The organism is Sphingopyxis sp., assembly GCF_050916055.1.
Classification (GTDB): Bacteria; Pseudomonadota; Alphaproteobacteria; order Sphingomonadales; family Sphingomonadaceae; genus Sphingopyxis.
In genome coordinates, this window is the sequence record NZ_CP051527.1 from 2,920,305 (window position 1) to 2,936,820 (window position 16,516).

Annotated in this window: 14 protein-coding genes; 11 read left to right on the forward strand and 3 right to left on the reverse strand. The window is 69.1% G+C overall.

The features are described from left to right. Positions 1-63 precede the first annotated feature (63 nt). Positions 64-714, forward strand: a complete 651-nt coding sequence (locus tag HEQ22_RS14210; protein WP_432768496.1) for a response regulator transcription factor — start codon at positions 64-66, stop codon at positions 712-714. 169 nt (positions 715-883) lie between these two features. On the opposite strand, the gene HEQ22_RS14215 is transcribed toward HEQ22_RS14210, so the two are convergent. Together HEQ22_RS14215 and HEQ22_RS14220 are read right to left on the reverse strand one after the other, a co-directional pair. Beyond that, the gene (locus HEQ22_RS14215) at positions 884-1,939 is read right to left on the reverse strand and encodes an ACP S-malonyltransferase (protein WP_432768497.1); all 1,056 of its coding nucleotides are present in this window, start codon (positions 1,937-1,939) and stop codon (positions 884-886) included. A 148-nt stretch (positions 1,940-2,087) separates the two neighbouring features. Then, complete coding sequence (locus HEQ22_RS14220; RefSeq protein WP_432768498.1) at positions 2,088-4,289, reverse strand: thiamine pyrophosphate-dependent enzyme; 2,202 nt, start codon at positions 4,287-4,289, stop codon at positions 2,088-2,090. A gap of 171 nt (positions 4,290-4,460) precedes the next feature. Between HEQ22_RS14220 and HEQ22_RS14225 the strand changes: the two genes are divergently transcribed. From HEQ22_RS14225 to HEQ22_RS14260, 8 genes are read left to right on the forward strand one after another with little or no spacing between them, the layout of a single operon-like run. After that, the gene (locus tag HEQ22_RS14225; protein ID WP_432768499.1) at positions 4,461-5,153 is read left to right on the forward strand and encodes a DUF4129 domain-containing protein; all 693 of its coding nucleotides are present in this window, start codon (positions 4,461-4,463) and stop codon (positions 5,151-5,153) included. Then, on the forward strand, positions 5,150-6,388 hold the full coding sequence (locus HEQ22_RS14230) for a DUF4350 domain-containing protein (protein WP_432768500.1): 1,239 nt from the start codon (positions 5,150-5,152) through the stop codon (positions 6,386-6,388). Before HEQ22_RS14225 ends, HEQ22_RS14230 begins: the two co-directional genes overlap by 4 nt. Then, a complete protein-coding gene (locus HEQ22_RS14235) occupies positions 6,336-7,340 on the forward strand; it encodes an AAA family ATPase (RefSeq protein ID WP_432768501.1) in 1,005 nt (334 codons plus the stop codon). Before HEQ22_RS14230 ends, HEQ22_RS14235 begins: the two co-directional genes overlap by 53 nt. Next, positions 7,337-8,674: a DUF58 domain-containing protein gene (locus HEQ22_RS14240; protein WP_432768502.1), complete on the forward strand. Its 1,338-nt coding sequence runs from the start codon at positions 7,337-7,339 to the stop codon at positions 8,672-8,674. Before HEQ22_RS14235 ends, HEQ22_RS14240 begins: the two co-directional genes overlap by 4 nt. Next, entirely contained in the window at positions 8,674-9,714 is a 1,041-nt protein-coding gene (locus HEQ22_RS14245) for a stage II sporulation protein M (RefSeq protein WP_432768503.1), read from the forward strand. The genes HEQ22_RS14240 and HEQ22_RS14245 overlap by 1 nt, the downstream gene beginning before the upstream one ends. After that, positions 9,711-10,580, forward strand: a complete 870-nt coding sequence (locus HEQ22_RS14250; protein ID WP_432768504.1) for an RDD family protein — start codon at positions 9,711-9,713, stop codon at positions 10,578-10,580. Before HEQ22_RS14245 ends, HEQ22_RS14250 begins: the two co-directional genes overlap by 4 nt. Further along, positions 10,567-11,268: a nitroreductase gene (locus HEQ22_RS14255; RefSeq protein ID WP_432768505.1), complete on the forward strand. Its 702-nt coding sequence runs from the start codon at positions 10,567-10,569 to the stop codon at positions 11,266-11,268. Before HEQ22_RS14250 ends, HEQ22_RS14255 begins: the two co-directional genes overlap by 14 nt. Next, on the forward strand, positions 11,265-11,774 hold the full coding sequence (locus tag HEQ22_RS14260) for a hypothetical protein (RefSeq protein WP_432768506.1): 510 nt from the start codon (positions 11,265-11,267) through the stop codon (positions 11,772-11,774). Before HEQ22_RS14255 ends, HEQ22_RS14260 begins: the two co-directional genes overlap by 4 nt. Before the next feature lie 15 nt (positions 11,775-11,789). Here the strand turns inward: HEQ22_RS14260 and HEQ22_RS14265 are convergent, their stop codons facing one another. After that, positions 11,790-12,236, reverse strand: coding sequence for a hypothetical protein (locus HEQ22_RS14265; RefSeq protein WP_432768507.1), 447 nt, complete (start codon positions 12,234-12,236; stop codon positions 11,790-11,792). A 106-nt stretch (positions 12,237-12,342) separates the two neighbouring features. On the opposite strand from HEQ22_RS14265, the gene gyrB reads away from it, so the two are divergent. Further along, complete coding sequence (gene gyrB, locus HEQ22_RS14270) at positions 12,343-14,919, forward strand: DNA topoisomerase (ATP-hydrolyzing) subunit B (RefSeq protein ID WP_432768508.1); 2,577 nt, start codon at positions 12,343-12,345, stop codon at positions 14,917-14,919. A gap of 19 nt (positions 14,920-14,938) precedes the next feature. Next, positions 14,939-16,480, forward strand: coding sequence for a cryptochrome/photolyase family protein (locus tag HEQ22_RS14275; protein WP_432768509.1), 1,542 nt, complete (start codon positions 14,939-14,941; stop codon positions 16,478-16,480). Positions 16,481-16,516: the final 36 nt, after the last annotated feature.

Consider the following 16,516-nt stretch of genomic DNA (forward strand, 5'->3'; position numbering starts at 1 on the left):
AACGGCGCCGCCGCCGATATAGTCGCGCTGGCCGGGCGCGGCGTTCGCGGTCAGCACGGCGGCATGACCGATGCCGGGGGCCATATCCACCTGATCCTGCCCGACGCGACCGAACGCGCCGCCTGTTTTCGCGCCCTCGCGGCGGGGGGCGACCGGGTGGTGCGCAGCTTCGCGAGCGCCGATGCCTGGATCGAGGCCGCCGACGCCGCCGGTGCCATCCTGCTGTTCCGCTGGCACCAGCCGGGGGCGACCAGCGGCGCGGCGCTGCTGAAGCGGCTGGCGCTGCGCGAGGACGTCACATCCTTCGTTGCCGCCGAGCGGCTGACCATCGCCGAATCGCGCGCGATCCTGCGCGGCGGCGCGCATGATTTGTTGCCGGCGCCGCTCGACCCGCGGCTGGTGCGGCGCGCGGTCGACCGCGCGCTCGATGCCTGGCAGCTGCGGCACGGCGCGCTCGTCCGCCAGCGCGCGGCGGCGGCGCGGCTCGCGGTGCTGACCCCGCGCGAACGCGACATATTGGGCGCGATCGCCGCCGGGATGGGCAACAAGGCGATCGCCCGGAGGCTCGACCTCAGCCCGCGGACGGTCGAGGTGCACCGCGCCAATTTGATGCGCCGCGCCGGCGCGGGCAGCGTCGCCGAACTGCTGCGGCTGCAATTCGTCGCCGAGAGCGGCCCCGGCGCCGCGGCCGATTCGCTCCATTTCGGCGCATGATCGCCGGGCGCGGGCGGCCAGAAGGCGCGCGGCGCCGCTATAAGGAAAACGAACGGTGTATCGCCCTTGAGTTGGTCCCCATCGGCGTTGCCGTTCGCCCGCGCCGCCCACCCCACCTGGCGGTGCGCCACGACAGGGCCGGCAGCCGATGTTCCTTCTGCTGCCGGCCCTATTGGCCGCCGGTCACCGCGGCGCGCTGATCGGTCCGGCCCATCGCGAGCAGCACCGGATTGCTCGCCTGCCGCGCCGCAAAGTCGGCTTTGCTCGCGATCCCCTGCCATTCAATGCCGATCAGTGCCTGCGCGATGGCGCCGCCCAGCGTGTCGCCGGGGCCGGGCAGGATGATAACGTCGGGGGCGAACTCGCGGACCGCGACCTGCACCGACAGCGCAAAATCATAAGGCGCGAGAATCTGGTGGCCGAAGGTGTAGTCCCGGATGGCGGCGGGGTCGCTGGCGAAGCGCCGCCAGATATGGCCGCGGCCGTCGACCAGCGGGATCGCGGGCGCCGCGAAGAGCGACGGCGGCAGCTCCGCCCTGGCCCTGTCCGAACTGCCGAACATCAGCGGGGTGTGGAAGGGACCATGGCCGGCGAGGCGCAGCGGGTCGCGGTCAGGGGTCGGCGGCGCTTCGGCGAGCAAGGCGGCGAGCCCCTCCTCATTGCCCGCGAACACGAGCATGCCGGCAAGGTCGATCGACAGCGCGAGCGCGTGGCCCGGTCGCGCGGCGATCGCGGCGACGAGGCCCAGCAATTGCGCGCGCAGGCTTGGGACCGGGCGCCAATATTCATCGACGATTTGCAGCAGGACCTGCCCGCCGGGGCCGTGCGTCTGGCTGTTGAGCCCCATCGCATTGCTGATCCGGAACCCGTCGGCGACCGACACCGCGCCGCCGAGCGCCAGTGCGCTGTACCAGCCCATCGAATTGCCGGCGACGGCGACGACGTCGAATTTGTCGCGGTCGATGCTGAGGAAATCGAGCGCGGTGGCGGTGTAGATCAGCGGCGCCGCGACATCGCCGCGCATATGGGTGGCGACGCTGAAGCGATCGGCGCCGTCGAGTTCGGTGACGGTGGGCTGGCCGCGGTCGCGGCGCTGGGCGTCGAAATTGGCAATGCGATCGGCGAAGCGCGCGCCGTGCAGCCGCGCGATGCTGCCGAGTTCGCCTTTGCCATAGGTGCCGCGGCCGGGAGCGACGACGAGCGCGGTCTTGCGGGTTGCGGTCATCGCTGACCTCCGGCCCATCCACAAACCCCGTGCCCCTGCGAAGGCAGGGCCCCATCACCGATGCTACTGGTTGCCAGTGCCCGTCGCGCGGGATCGCTGCGGCGGGTGATGGGCCCCTGCCTTCGCAGGGGCACGGGGGTTTGGGACCTCATACCAAGTGTTCCTTCGCCGCCGCGACGATGCTGTCGCGGCTCGGCAGGGTCAGCGTTGCCGCGCGCCCCAAGGGAATAAAGCTGTCGTCGGCGGCGATGCGCTTGAGCTTCTTGCCCGGCGTCCGCTCGACGAACAGCGCCATCAGCGCCTCGCTCTGCGATCCGGTGATCCGGCACTCGTCGACGATCAGGATGCGCTGCGCATCGCCGACCGCGGCGACGAGCTTGTCGGCGTCGACCGGGCCGAGCCAGCGCAGGTCGATCACGCGTACCTTCACCCCGTCGGCGGCGAGGAGGCGTTCGGTCTGGCGCGAGAGATAATATCCGTTGCCATAGGTGACGATCGCGAGATCGGTGCCGTCGCCGTGGACGCCGACGTCGCCGAAGGCGATCGGGGCGCCCGCTCCGGGGGCTTCGTAGACGCTGGTCCACAGCCCGTCGCCCTCTTCATGAAGGTCGCGGGTCATGTAGAGCGCGATCGGTTCGACGAACACGACGACGCGCTGCTCCTCGCGCGCCAGCCGCACGCATTCGCGGAGCATGTGGACGGCGTCGCGCCCGTTCGACGGCACCGCAAGGATCACGCCGGGAATATCGCGGAAGATCGCGAGGCTGTTGTCGTTGTGGAAATGGCCGCCGAAGCCCTTCTGGTAACCGAGCCCGGCGATGCGGATCACCATCGGGTTGGTGTACTGGCCGTCGGAAAAGAAGCTGAGCGTCGCCGCCTCGCCGCGGATCTGGTCCTCGGCATTGTGGACGTAAGCTAGAAACTGGATCTCGGGCATCGGGACGAAACCGTTGTGCGCCATGCCGATCGCGAGGCCGAGGATCGCCTGTTCGTCGAGCAGGGTGTTGACGACGCGCGCCGAGCCGAAGCGCTGGTGGAGCTTGGCGGTGACGTTATAGACGCCGCCCTTCGGCCCGACATCCTCGCCCATCACGGCGATTTCGGGGTGGGCGAGCATCAGGTCGGCAAGCGCCCAGCTCAAGAGCCGCGCCATATGCTGCGGCTTGTCCATCGCCCCCGCGTCGCTGCCGAACATCGCCTTGCGGTCCGCGTCCGACGGGCTGTTGGCGCGGACCATGTCGCGTATCGGCGGGACGATGCTTTTCATCACATGCGCGGGGGTGGTGATCTTGGGCCGCAGGATCGCGGCTTCGGCCTGCCGCGCCAGCGTCGCGCCGATATCCTGATAGGCATCGGCGATCTCGGCGGGGGTCATCCAGCCCTGCCCGGCCATCAGCGCCGCCCCGGCGAGCAGCGGGTCGCGCGCTTCGTCGGCCTCGATCAGCGCCTTGGGCAGATAGGCGCCCTGCACGTCGGACCCGGCATGACCGTAAAGCCGCACCGTCGCCATGTGGAGGAACACCGGCTTGCGGAAACGCCGTGCATAATCGGCGGCTTCGGCGGCGCCGGCGTAGGCCGAGACGAGGTCGCTGCCGTCGCACTGGATGTAATGCAGCCCGGCGCGGTGGCGGAACTGTGCTTCGATCCAGCCGGCCGGGGTGCGGGTCGAAATGCCGATGCCATTGTCTTCGCAAAGGAAGATCAGCGGCATCGGCGAGCCCTGGAACGCCGCCCAGCCCGCGGTGTTGAACGCCCCCTGCGCGGTCGAATGGTTCGCCGAGGCATCGCCGAAGCTGGTCAGCACGACGGCATCGTCGGGCAGCGGCAGGCCGGTCATGCCCAGCCGCCGCGCGATGCCGATCGAGAAAGCGGCGCCGACCGCTTTCGGCAGGTGCGAGGCGATCGTCGACGTCTGCGGCGGAATATTCAGCGGTTTCGAACCGATCACCTTGTGGCGCCCGCCCGAAATCGGGTCTTCGGACGAGGCCGCAAAGCTCAGCAGCATGTCCCACGTCGGGGTCTGGCCCGGAGCCAAGCGCGCGCGGTGGAGCTGGAAGGCGTTCGAACGGTAATGGAGGAACGCCATGTCGGTGACGCGCAGCGCCGCGGCGACCGCGGCATTGCCTTCATGCCCCGACGAGCCGATCGTATAGAAACCCTCGCCGCGCGCCTGCAACGTGCGCGACAGCCGGTCCATCTGGCGGCTGGTCAGCTGCGACAGGAAAATGTCGGTCGCGGCGGCGCGGGGCAAGCCGGCGGCGGCCGGATCGGGCGCGTCGGCGCGATCGGGCAAGGCCCCGCTCGCCAGCGCGGCGAGGAATTTTTCATGCACCGCCTGCGCTGCGTCCACACTGAAGCTCCCGTCCGCCTTGGCCCGGCTGGTTGCCACCGCAACCATCGGACCGGCATCGCCGCGCGCTAGAACGCGGGCGCCCACGACGCAAGCATCTCTTGCCTTGGCGCGCCGGCTCGCGCTACGACCGGGGGTGATGACACAGCCGGGCGGGACCATCTTTTCAGCATGATATCGATCGCGCTCGCCCAGGCGTCGGCCGCCGCCGGCACGCCGGCAGAGGGTTGGCTTGTCGATCCCGAGCTTGTCGATCCCGCCTATAGCCAGACGACCGCCGGCGGCGCCATCCAGACCGGCTTTCCGCCCCCCGAGCCGCCCCCCGTGATGCCCGAATGGCTGCGCTCGCTGATCGGCGCGCTCGGCGACTTCCTGCAATGGGCGGCGCCGGTGCTGAAACCGCTGATGTGGATCGCCGCCGGGCTGCTCGCCCTGTTCATCCTCTATCATCTGGTGCCGGCCTTTGCGCGCTGGGTCGATGCGCTGCCGTTTCGCCGCAAGCCCGCCGCCGCAGAGGACGACAGCATCGGGCTGGTCGAGGCGGGCGCGGCGCGGTCGCGGCTGGCCGATGCCGATGCGCTGGCCGCCGAGGGGCGCTTTGCCGAGGCCGCGCACCTGCTGCTCTATCGCAGCGTCGAGGATATCGAGGGCCGGCGCCCGGGCCTCGTCAAACCGGCGATGACCTCGCGCGATCTTGCCGCGGCGCGCGACGTTCCCGGCGTCGCGCGCGACGCCTTCAGCCAGATCGCGCGCGCGGTCGAGATCAGCCTGTTCGGCGGCCGCACCATCGACGCCGGGGCGTGGCAGACGTGCCGCACCGCCTATGCCGAGCTGACCGTGCCGCAGAATTGGGCGCGGACATGAGCGCGCCCGCCGCCGACGACGGCGGTTTCAACCCGCGGCTGATGATCGCGGTGGTGGCGGTCGGCATCGTCGCCTTCGTCACCCTGTGGGCGCTGATCGCGCTCGGCCCGCAGCTCAGCAGCGGCAACGACGCCGGCGGCCATGCGCTGTCGAAGGCGGCGCCGGGCTATGCCGGGATCGTCGACCTGCTCGAACGCAGCGACGCCAGCGTCACCCTCCGCCGCAGCGAAGACGCCCCGACCGATGCCGACGAAGGACGCGAATTGCTGGTCCTGACCCCGACCCACCGGACGACCCCGGCCGAAATCGCCCGGGTGACCAAGGGACATCGCGGCGGGCCGGTGCTGATCGTGCTGCCGAAATGGCTGGCCGGGCGTCATCCCGAACGCGCCGGCTGGGCCGGCGCTGCGGTCCCCGTCACGCCGCCGCCGCGGCTGTTGCCGCCGGTCGTCGCCGCGGCGGACCGGATCGCCAGCGAACCCCATGCGCGCGGCGCGGCGGCGAGCGGCCTTGTCGGCGGGCGGCGGATCGTGGTGCCGTTGCCGGGCTTGCGGACGCAGGCCATCGCCTCCGACCGGCTCGAGACGCTGATCGCGCTGCCCGATGGCGGGGCGCTGCTCGCGCGGCTCCGGGGCGAGCAGATCTATGTCCTCGCCGACCCCGATCTGGTCAACAACCTCGCCTTCGCGAGCGGCGCGCGCGCCGGCACCGCGGCGATGCTGGTCGATGCGATCGCCGCCGACGCCGAGGCCGATGCGCTGGCGTTCGACCTGACGCTGAACGGGTTCGGGGGCCAGCGCTCGCTGCTCCGCTTTGCCTTCGTACCGCCGTTCATCGGCATTACGCTGTGCCTGATCGCCGCCGGGCTGCTCGCGCTGTGGCAGGCGTGGGCGCGCTTCGGCCCGGCGCTGAAACCCGCGCGCGCGATTCCGGTATCGAAAGCGGCGCTGATCGCCAACAGCGCCGACCTGATCAAGCAGGCGCGGCGCGAACTCGACGGCGCCGCTGCCTATGTCCGCAGCCAGCGCAGCGCCATCGCGCGGCGGCTGCACGCGCCCGCAGGGCTCGACGATGCCGCCACCGATGCGTGGATCGACCGGCACCTGCCCGCGGACGGCCCGATGTTCTCCGCCCTTGCGCAGCGCCTGTCGCGCGCGCGCAACACCCATGAGTTTCTCGGCGATGCGCAGGCACTGCACGCCATCAGGAAGGATCTGCTCCGTGACAGCCAGTAAAATCGAAGACGTCCAGGCGCTGGGCAATGCCATCGAAGCCGAGGTCGCCAAGGCGGTGTTCGGTCAGGGGCCGCTGACCCGGATGATCACCATCGCGCTGCTCGCCGGCGGGCATGTGCTGCTCGAAGGACCGCCGGGCACCGCCAAGACCCTGCTCGCGCAGGCCTTTGCCCGCGCCACCGGGCTGGGCTTCGGGCGCATCCAGTTCACCCCCGACCTGATGCCCGGCGACATTCTGGGGTCGAACCTGTTCAATTTCCAGACGTCGAGCTTTACCCTGACCAAAGGGCCGATCTTCACCGAACTGCTGCTCGCCGACGAAATCAACCGCACCCCGCCCAAGACGCAGGCAGCGCTGCTCGAGGCGATGCAGGAACGCCGCGTGACGATCAACGGCGAGGCGCATGTCATGAGCCCGCGCTTCACGGTGCTCGCCACGCAGAACCCCATCGAACAACAAGGCGTCTATCCGCTGCCCGAGGCGCAACTCGACCGCTTCCTGTTCAAGCTGGTCGTCGATTATCCCGCCGCCGACGAGGAGCGGCGCATCGTTGCCGACCATGGCGGGCGCTTCAAAAGCCCTGCGGTCGCCGACTTCGGGGTGACCGAGGTGGCGAATGCGGCGACGATTGCCGCGGCGATCGACATGATTGCGACCGTCCGCCTTGCCGACGAGATCGTCGATTATATCGTCCGCCTGATCCGCGCGACGCGCGAGAGCGCCGACCTGGAGTGCGGCGCGTCCCCACGCGCCGCGACCCTGCTGGCGCGCGCCGCCTGCGCCGCCGCCGCGCTCGACGGGCGCGACTATGTGATCCCCGACGACGTCCAGCGGCTCGCCGCCGGGGTGCTGCGCCACCGCGTCATCCTGTCGGCGGCGGCCGAGATCGAAGGCCGCAGCGTCGAGGCGATCGTCGCCGCGCTGCTCGACCGCGAGGACGTGCCGCGGTGATCTACCCGACCCGCCGGGCCATCTATCTGCTGCTCGCCGGCGCGCCTTTGGCGCTGGCGCTCGGGCTGATCCGGCCCGAGCTGTGGCTGGTGGCGCCCGGCTGGATCGCCGTAATCCTGGCCTGCATTATGATCGACGCGGTCGCCGGCGCGCATCCACGCCATCTGGCGCTCGACACGCAGGTGCCGCACCAGGTCGGCGTCGGCGATATGTTCGACCTGACGCTGGTCGCCCGCGGCCCGGCGCTGCCGCGGCGCGCCGAACTTGCGCTCGCGCTCGACGACCGGCTGGCGGCGGGCGGACGGGTCGCCGACGAAATGCGCGCGAGCGAGGACGACGGCGGCATCGACGGCGGCGGGCGCGCGCTGACCCGCACGCTGTCACTGGCGGCATCGCGGCGCGGACAGGCGCTGGTCGAGGCGCTGTGGCTCCGCTGGGGCGGGCCGCTCGGGCTGGTCTGGAAACAGCGCCGGTTCGCGATCGACCGCACGATCAGCGTCGTCCCCAGCCTGCGCGCAGTGACCGAGGCGGGCAGCCGGCTGTTCCAGCGCGACAGCTGGTTCGGCCTGCGGCAGCAGCGCCTGCGCGGCGAAGGCACCGAATTCGAAGCGCTCGCCGAATACCAAGCGGGGATGGACCGGCGCGCGATCGACTGGAATGCGTCGGCGCGCCACGTCAAATTGCTCGCCAAGGAATATCGCGTCGAGCGCGACAACCGAGTCGTGCTGGCGATCGACGCCGGGCGGACGATGGCCGAGCCGGTCGGCGGCATGCCGCGCGTCGACCGCGCGGTGTCGGCGGCGCTGCTGCTCGCCTATGTCGGGCTGAAACTGAACGACCGGATCAGCCTGTTCTCCTTTGCCGCCAAACCGCAGGCGCTGACCCCCGCTTACATGCACACGCAGGATTTCCCGGCGCTGCAACGCGCCGCGAGCCTGATCGATTACGCGCACGTCGAAAGCAATTTCACCCTGGCGCTGACGACGCTGGCGGCGCGGCTCAACCGACGTTCGCTGATCATCCTGTTCACCGAATTCACCGACGCGACGAGCGCCGACCTGATGATCCGCGCGGCCGGACGGCTGGCGCGCAAGCACCGCCTGCTTTTCGTCGTGATCCGCGACGAAGAGGTCGAGGCCGAAGAGCGGCGCGGCCCCGACACCGCGGCCGACATCACCCGATCGAACGTCGCCGCCGCGATGCTGCGCGACCGCCAGCTGGTGATCGCCCGGCTCCAGCGGCTGGGGGTCGATGTCATCGAAGTCCCCGCCGACGCGATGGGCGCGAGCGCGGTCGACGCCTATCTCGGTATCAAACGTCAGGGGAGCCTGTGATGCAGCCCGCAAGCCCCGAGCCCGCCCGCACCGCCGACGCGCCCGCCTTTTCGACCGGCCGCTTTCGCGCCGAGCGCGAGGCCGACTGGATCGCCTTCGAGCGCCTGCTGACCCGGCTCGAGAAACGGGGCGCCAAGGCGCTGACCAGCGACGAACTGCTCGAACTGCCGCTGCTCTATCGCGCGACGCTGTCGTCGCTGTCGATCGCACGCGCGACCAGCCTCGACAAGGCGCTGCTCGCGCATCTCGAGGCGCTGTCGATCCGCGGTTATTTCCTGATCTATGGGGTGCGCGAGACGCGCCGCAGCCGCATCCGCCGCTTTGTCCTCTACGACTGGCCGGCGGCGGTCCGGTCGGTGTGGAAGGAAACGGTGGTCATCGCGATGATCATCCTGCTCGGCGCGCTGACCAGCTATTCGCTCGTCGCGAACAATTCCGAATGGTATTATAATTTCGTCGCCGAAGACATGGCGGGCGGGCGCGACCCGCGCGCGTCGGTCGAATATCTGCAATCGACGCTGGGCCACGGCAATGCGGCCAAGGAGAGCGAGAGCGGGCTGCACGTCTTTGCGACCTTCCTGTTCACCCACAACAGCCGCGTGTCGATCATGTCCTTCGCACTCGGCTTCGCGTTCGGGGTGCCGACGATGATGCTCGAATATTATCAGGGCATCGGGATCGGCGCGATGATCGCGGTGTTCGCCGGCAAGGGGCTGGGGTTCGATTTCGGCGGCTGGCTGTTCATCCACGGCACCACCGAATTGTTCGCCGCGGCGCTGTCGGGCGCCGCCGGGCTGCGGATCGGCGCCGCGGTCGTCTTTCCCGGTGCGCGCAGCCGGCTGCGCGCGGCCAGCGAGGCGGGGCGGACCGCGGGCAAGGTGATGGTCGGGGTGATCGCGATGCTGCTCGTCGCCGGGCTGCTCGAGGGGTTCGGGCGCCAGCTGATCACCGACACGGTGCTGCGTTACGCGATCGGCAGCGCGATGCTGTTGTTCTGGCTCGCCTATTATTACATTCCGCGCCGCGAGGATGTCGCATGACCGCCGCGGCGACCGACGCCCGGATGCGCGCCGCGGGCGCGCGCAAGATCCGCCAGTTCATCACCCCCGAGGGGGTCGACCTGGAACTCAAGATCGCGAGTTCCAGCCTGCGCCTCGGCGCGCTGATCATCGACATCGGCATCATCGTCGCGGTGCTGATCCTGTTCACGCTGCTGATGATCTGGATCGGCGCCGCGTCGCGGTCCGATGTCACGATCGCCGTCTGGCTGCTCGGCGCCTTCGTGCTGCGGACCTTCTGGTTCATCGGCTTCGAACTAGGCCAGCGCGCCGCGACGCCGGGCAAGCGGATGATGGGCATTCGCGTCGTCGCACGCGACGGCGGGCGCCTGACCGCCGACGCGGTCGTCGCGCGCAACCTGATCCGCGAGCTCGAGCTGTTTCTGCCGCTGATGATGCTGGGCATCGACACCGCCGAGGATGTCGTGTCGGGATGGACGATTCTGGCGGGGGTGGTGTGGTCGCTGACGCTCAGCCTGTTCCTGCTGTTCAACCGCGACCGGATGCGGATGGGCGACCTGATCGCCGGCACCTGGGTAGTGATGGCGCAGCGGGTCAAGCTCGACGCCGATATTGCGACCGACGCCGCGGGCGACGCGATCCAGTTCAGCGACGCCGAACTGGCGGTCTATGGCATTTTCGAACTGCAGGAGCTGGAACGCGTTCTGCGCGGCCGCGATGCGCGCGCGATGCGCGAAGTCGCCGACACGATTCGCGGCAAGATCGGCCGCGCGGTCGCCGAAGAGGATGACGCCTTCCTGCTTTCCTACTATCGCCAGTTGAAAGCCCGGCTCGAACGCAAATTGCTGTTCGGCAAGCGGCGCGAGGATAAATATGCCAGCGACTGATACCATCGCCCTCTCGGTTACCGACGCGCTCCACAAGCGCCGTTCGGTGCGCGCCTTCACCGACCGGCCGGTCGATCCCGCGCTGCTCGCCAAGATCTTCGCCGCGGCGCAGCGCGCGCCGTCGGGCGGCAACCTGCAACCGTGGCAGGCAACGGTGCTGACCGGCGCGCCGTGGCAGACGGTGCAGGACGCGGTCGCGGCGCGCATCGCGATGGGCCGCGCCGGGCACGAACCCGAATATGACATCTATCCCAAAGGACTGACCGATCCGTGGGAAACACGGCGCTTCGGCGTCGGCGAAGGGCTTTACGCCGCGCTCGGCATCCCGCGCGAGGACAAGGCGGCGCGGCTCGCGCAATTCATGAACAATTATCGCGGCTTCGGCGCGCCGGTGATGCTGTTTCTCCATTGCTCGCGGATCATGGGGCCGCCGCAATGGTCGGACATGGGGATGTGGCTGCAATCGGTGATGCTGCTGCTCGTCGAGCATGGGCTGGCGAGCTGCCCGCAGGAATGCTGGGCGATGTACGGCGCGACGATCCGCCGCACCCTTGCCCTTCCCGACGACCAGATTTTGTTCACCGGACTGGCGGTCGGCTATGCCGACGACGCCGCGCCGGTGAACCAGTGGTCGGTGCCGCGCGTTGGCCTGGAAGACGTCATCGATTGGCAAGGATTTGCATCATGAGCCGCAAGCGCGCCTGGTTTCGATACGGCACCGCCCTGCCGCTGACCCTCGCGGTCGCGAGTTGCACCGCGATCCCGGCGCCCGAAGCGCCGCCGCCCGCCCCCACCCCGGTCGCCCCGGCGCCCGCCCCCGCGCCTGCGCCGGTCGCGTCCGGATCGTGGGAGAGCCGCGCGGTCAGCAGCGGCGCCTGGCGTTATGAACCGGGTAGCCGCACCGCGGCGTTCGTGCCCGCCAGCGGCGGCAGCGCGCTGCTGACGATGGCGTGCAGCGGCGGCGGCATCCGCCTGACCTCGGCATTGGCCGGCACCGTCAGCCTGCGCACCAGCGCCGGGACCGACCAGCTTCGCTTCGACGGCGGCACCGCGACGGTGCCGAGCCGCGACCCGCGGCTCGACCGCATCGCCTTCAGCCGCGGCCGCTTTGCGCTCGAGGCGCCAGGCGGCGGGGCGCTGACCCTGCCTGTGCAGGCCGAGATCGGACGGGTGATCGAGGATTGCCGCGGTTGACCGGCGGCGCGCGGCCTAGCCGCCGAGCCGCACGGTACCGCCCCTGATCCAGCCCCAGCGGCACGGCCCCTGATATTCGCGCGCGTTCGGCACCGATTTGCCGACCCCGCACATGTCGGGGTCGGTCCCCGGCGCCGCGAACACGACCCCGAACCACGCATCGTCTTCGGTCGCCTCGCACAGCGACACATTGGCGCCCCCGGCGAGCTTGGCCTTCACCGCGCGCGTTTCGCCGGGTGCCCAATAGACGTCGGTGCCGCCGTCCTGAACGCGGCTGATGCTCGAACAGGCGGGCAGGCTTGGCCCCTCGGTGCCGATCATCACCGCGCGCGTCGCGAGTGGTTCGCCAGTGACGGTGGGCGCATTGTCGGCGGGCGGCGCGGGCTGCGAACAACCGGCGACGGCAAGGGCCAGCAGCGCGGCGAGGGGAAGGGCGGGGCGAAGCGAAAGATGGCGTTTCATCCCGCGAAACTAGCCGCCGCGGCGGATGCGCGCAACGCCCCTTGCCCGGCGGCGCCGCGCGGCGTTTTCGCTTGGGTTTTGGCCCCCGTGACCCTATATAATCGCTATGACGGACACCCCAGAAAATATGGCGCCGAGCGCCAACGCCAACCTGCCCAATGCCAATGCCTATGGCGCCGATTCGATCAAGGTGCTGAAGGGCCTCGACGCGGTCCGCAAACGCCCCGGCATGTATATCGGCGACACCGACGACGGCTCGGGACTGCATCACATGGTGTTCGAGGTTTCGGACAATGCGATCGACGAAGCGCTCGCGGGGCATTGCGACCTCGTCCTGATCACACTCAACAGCGACGGATCGGTCAGCGTCGAGGATAACGGCCGCGGCATCCCGACCGGCATCCACGCCGAGGAAGGCATTTCGGCGGCCGAGGTCATCATGACCCAGCTCCACGCCGGCGGGAAGTTCGAGAATACCAGCGACGACAATGCGTACAAGGTGTCGGGCGGGCTGCACGGCGTCGGGGTCAGCGTCGTCAACGCGCTGTCCGAATGGCTGGAGCTGACGATCTGGCGCGACGGCGAAGAGCATTGGATGCGCTTCGAGCATGGCGATTCGGTCGCCCCGCTCAAGGTCAACGGCCCCGCCCCGGCAGGCAAGAAGGGCACGCGCGTGACCTTCTCGGCCTCGACCGACACGTTCAAGAATGTCCTCGAATTCGATTTCGACAAGCTCGAGCATCGCTACCGCGAGCTGGCGTTCCTCAATTCGGGGGTGCGGATCAAGCTGGTCGACTCGCGCCATGCCGAGCATGTCAGCCACGACCTGTTCTACGAAGGCGGCATCGCGGCGTTCGTCAAATATCTCGACCGCAACAAGACCGCGCTGCTGCCCGATCCGATTGCGATCAGCAGCGAGCGCGACGGCATCGGCATCGACGTCGCGCTCGAATGGAACGACAGCTATTATGAAAATGTGCTGTGTTTCACCAACAACATCCCGCAGCGCGACGGCGGCACGCATCTGGCCGCGTTCCGTGCCGCGCTGACCCGCACGATCAACGGTTATGGCGACAAGTCGGGCATCCTGAAGAAGGAGAAGGTGTCGCTGACCGGTGACGACATGCGCGAAGGGCTGACCGCGATCGTCTCGGTCAAGCTGCCCGACCCGAAATTCAGCAGCCAGACCAAGGACAAGCTGGTCTCGTCCGAGGTACGTCAGCCGCTAGAAAGCCTGATGGCCGACCGGATGACCGAATGGCTCGAGGAAAACCCAGCCTATGCCAAGGCGGTGATCCAGAAGGTGATCGACGCCGCGGCGGCGCGCGAGGCGGCGAAAAAGGCGCGCGAACTGACGCGGCGCAAGGGCGCGATGGACATCGCCAGCCTGCCCGGCAAGCTCGCCGATTGCCAGGAACGCGATCCGGCGAAATGCGAACTCTTTCTGGTCGAAGGCGATTCGGCAGGCGGATCGGCCAAGCAGGGCCGCGACCGCCATGTCCAGGCGATCCTGCCGCTGAAGGGCAAGATTTTGAACGTCGAGCGGGCGCGTTTCGACCGGATCATCTCGTCGAAGGAAGTGGGCACGCTGATCCAGGCGCTCGGCACCGGCATCCGCGACGAGTTCAACCTCGAAAAGCTGCGCTATCACAAGATCGTGATCATGACCGACGCCGACGTCGACGGCGCGCATATCCGTACCTTATTGCTCACCTTTTTCTATCGCCAGATGCCCGAGATCATCGAGGGCGGTCACCTCTACATCGCCCAGCCGCCGCTCTACAAAGTGTCGAAGGGACGCAGCGAAGTCTATCTCAAGGACGATGTCGCGCTCGAAAACTATCTCGTCGATGGCGGCATCGATGCGCTGATGCTCGAAACCACCGGCGGCGCGCGTTCGGGCGCCGATTTGCGCAGCCTGATCGAACATGGCCGCCGCCTGCGCGCGCTGATGCGTTATGTGCCGCGCGGCCATAATTATGAGCTGGTCGAGGCGCTGGCCTTGAACGGCGCGCTCGACCCCGCGCTCGACAGCGCCGGTCGCACCGCGGCGGGGGTGCGCGCCGCCGAATGGCTGAACGCCGCCGAACGCGCGCTGACCGGCGGCGCCGAGGCAAAGTGGACGATCGTCGCGGCGGGCGGCGGTTATACGCTCGAAAAGCGCTGGCGCGGGGTCAGCGACCATCACGCGATCGATGCGGCGTTCCTGGCCAGCCAGGAGGCGCGCCGGCTGCACACGCTCGCCGCCGAACAGGCCGAAACCTATGCCCACCCGGCGCGGTTGGTGAAGGGCAGCAGCGCCGCGGCGCAGGCGGCCGATGCCGCCGCAATCGCCGCCGCCGAAGCCGCCGACGACGATGCCGAGGCGAGCGACAGCGACCTGCCCGCCGCCAGCAGCGGCAAGGTCACCGCGATCACGCGCCCCTCCGAACTGCTCGAGGCGATTTTCGCGCACAGCCGCAAGGGTCTCGCGATCAGCCGCTACAAGGGGCTGGGCGAGATGAATGCCGAGCAATTGTGGGAAACCACGCTCGACCCCGCCAACCGCTCGCTGCTGCGCGTCGAGGCCGAACAGGCCGACATCGCGCACGAAATCTTCGAGCGGCTGATGGGCGACGAGGTCGAACCGCGCCGCGAATTCATCCAGACCAACGCGCTGTCGGTCGCCAATCTCGACGTCTGACGCCGCCCCGGCACAGCGGATGGCGGTCGAGACGCTGATCCTGCTGCTCGGCGACCAGCTGAGCCTCGATATTGCCAGCATGCGCGGCGCCGACCCGGCGACGTCGGTGGTGCTGCTTGCCGAAGTCGCGGCCGAGGCCGACTATGTCTGGCATCACCGCAAGAAGCTGGCGTTCGTGTTCAGCGCGATGCGCCACCATGCCGCGGCGCTGCGCGCGGCGGGGTGGACGGTTGATTATGTCGAGCTGGACGATCCGCAGAACAGCGGCACCCTGCAAGGCGAAGTCGCGCGCGCACTGGCGCGCCATGGCGCTGCCCGCGTTGTCGTTACCGAGGCCGGCGAATGGCGCCTGCGCGAGGCGATGGCCGGATGGTCGGCGGCGCTCGGCGTGCCGGTGGAGCTGCGTGCCGACGACCGGTTTTTCGCCAGCGAGGCCGATTTTGCGGCGTGGGCCGACGGGCGCAAGGCGCTGCGCATGGAATATTTCTATCGCGCGATGCGCCGCACCACCGGCTTGCTGATGGAGGGCGGCGACCCGGCGGGCGGGCGGTGGAATTTCGATGCCGAGAATCGCAAGCCCGCCAGCCGCGATCTCCTGATGCCGCGCCCGCGCCGGGTCGCGCCCGATGCGATCACCGCCGATGTGCTGGCGATGGTCGCGGCGCGTTTTCCCGATCGCTTCGGCAGCCTCGACGATTTCTGGTTCGCGGTCACCGCCGCGGAGGCGGAGGCGCAGTTCGATGCTTTCGTCGCCGACGCTCTGCCCCGCTTCGGCGATTATCAGGACGCGATGCTGGCCGGCGAACCCTGGCTTTACCACAGCGTCATCGCGCTTTACCTCAATGTCGGGCTGCTCGACGCGCGCGCGGTGTGCTGGCGGGTCGAGGCGGCGTGGCGCGCCGGCAACGTGCCGATCAATGCCGCCGAGGGGTTTATCCGCCAGATCTTGGGCTGGCGCGAATATGTCCGCGGCATCTATTGGCGCGAGGGGCCGGACTATGCGCGGCGCAACGCGCTGGAGGCGCACCACCCGCTGCCCGATTTCTACTGGAGCGCCGACACCCACATGGCGTGCATGCGCGCCTGTATCGAACAGACGCGCGACACCGCCTATGCCCATCATATCCAGCGGTTGATGGTGACCGGCAATTTCGCGCTGCTGGCGGGGATCGACCCGCATGCGGTGCACCTGTGGTATCTGGCGGTCTATGCCGACGCCTATGAATGGGTCGAGCTGCCGAACACCGTGGGGATGAGCCAGTTCGCCGACGGCGGCCTGCTCGCATCGAAGCCTTATGCCGCGAGCGGCGCCTATATCGACCGCATGTCCGATTATTGCGCGGGTTGCCGCTATGATGTGAAGGCCAAGGCGGGCGCGGGCGCCTGTCCGTTCAACCGGCTGTACTGGCCGTTCCTGATCCGCCACCAGCCGCGGCTGGCGGGCAATCCGCGACTGTCGCCTATGTACCGGACGCTGGCGCGCTGGGACGCCGGGCGGCGCGCGGCGCTGGTCGCCGACGGCGCCGAATGCCTGCGCGAACTGGGTATAGGACCCGACTGACGCCGCGCATCCGACCGCATTTTCGGCGCATCATGT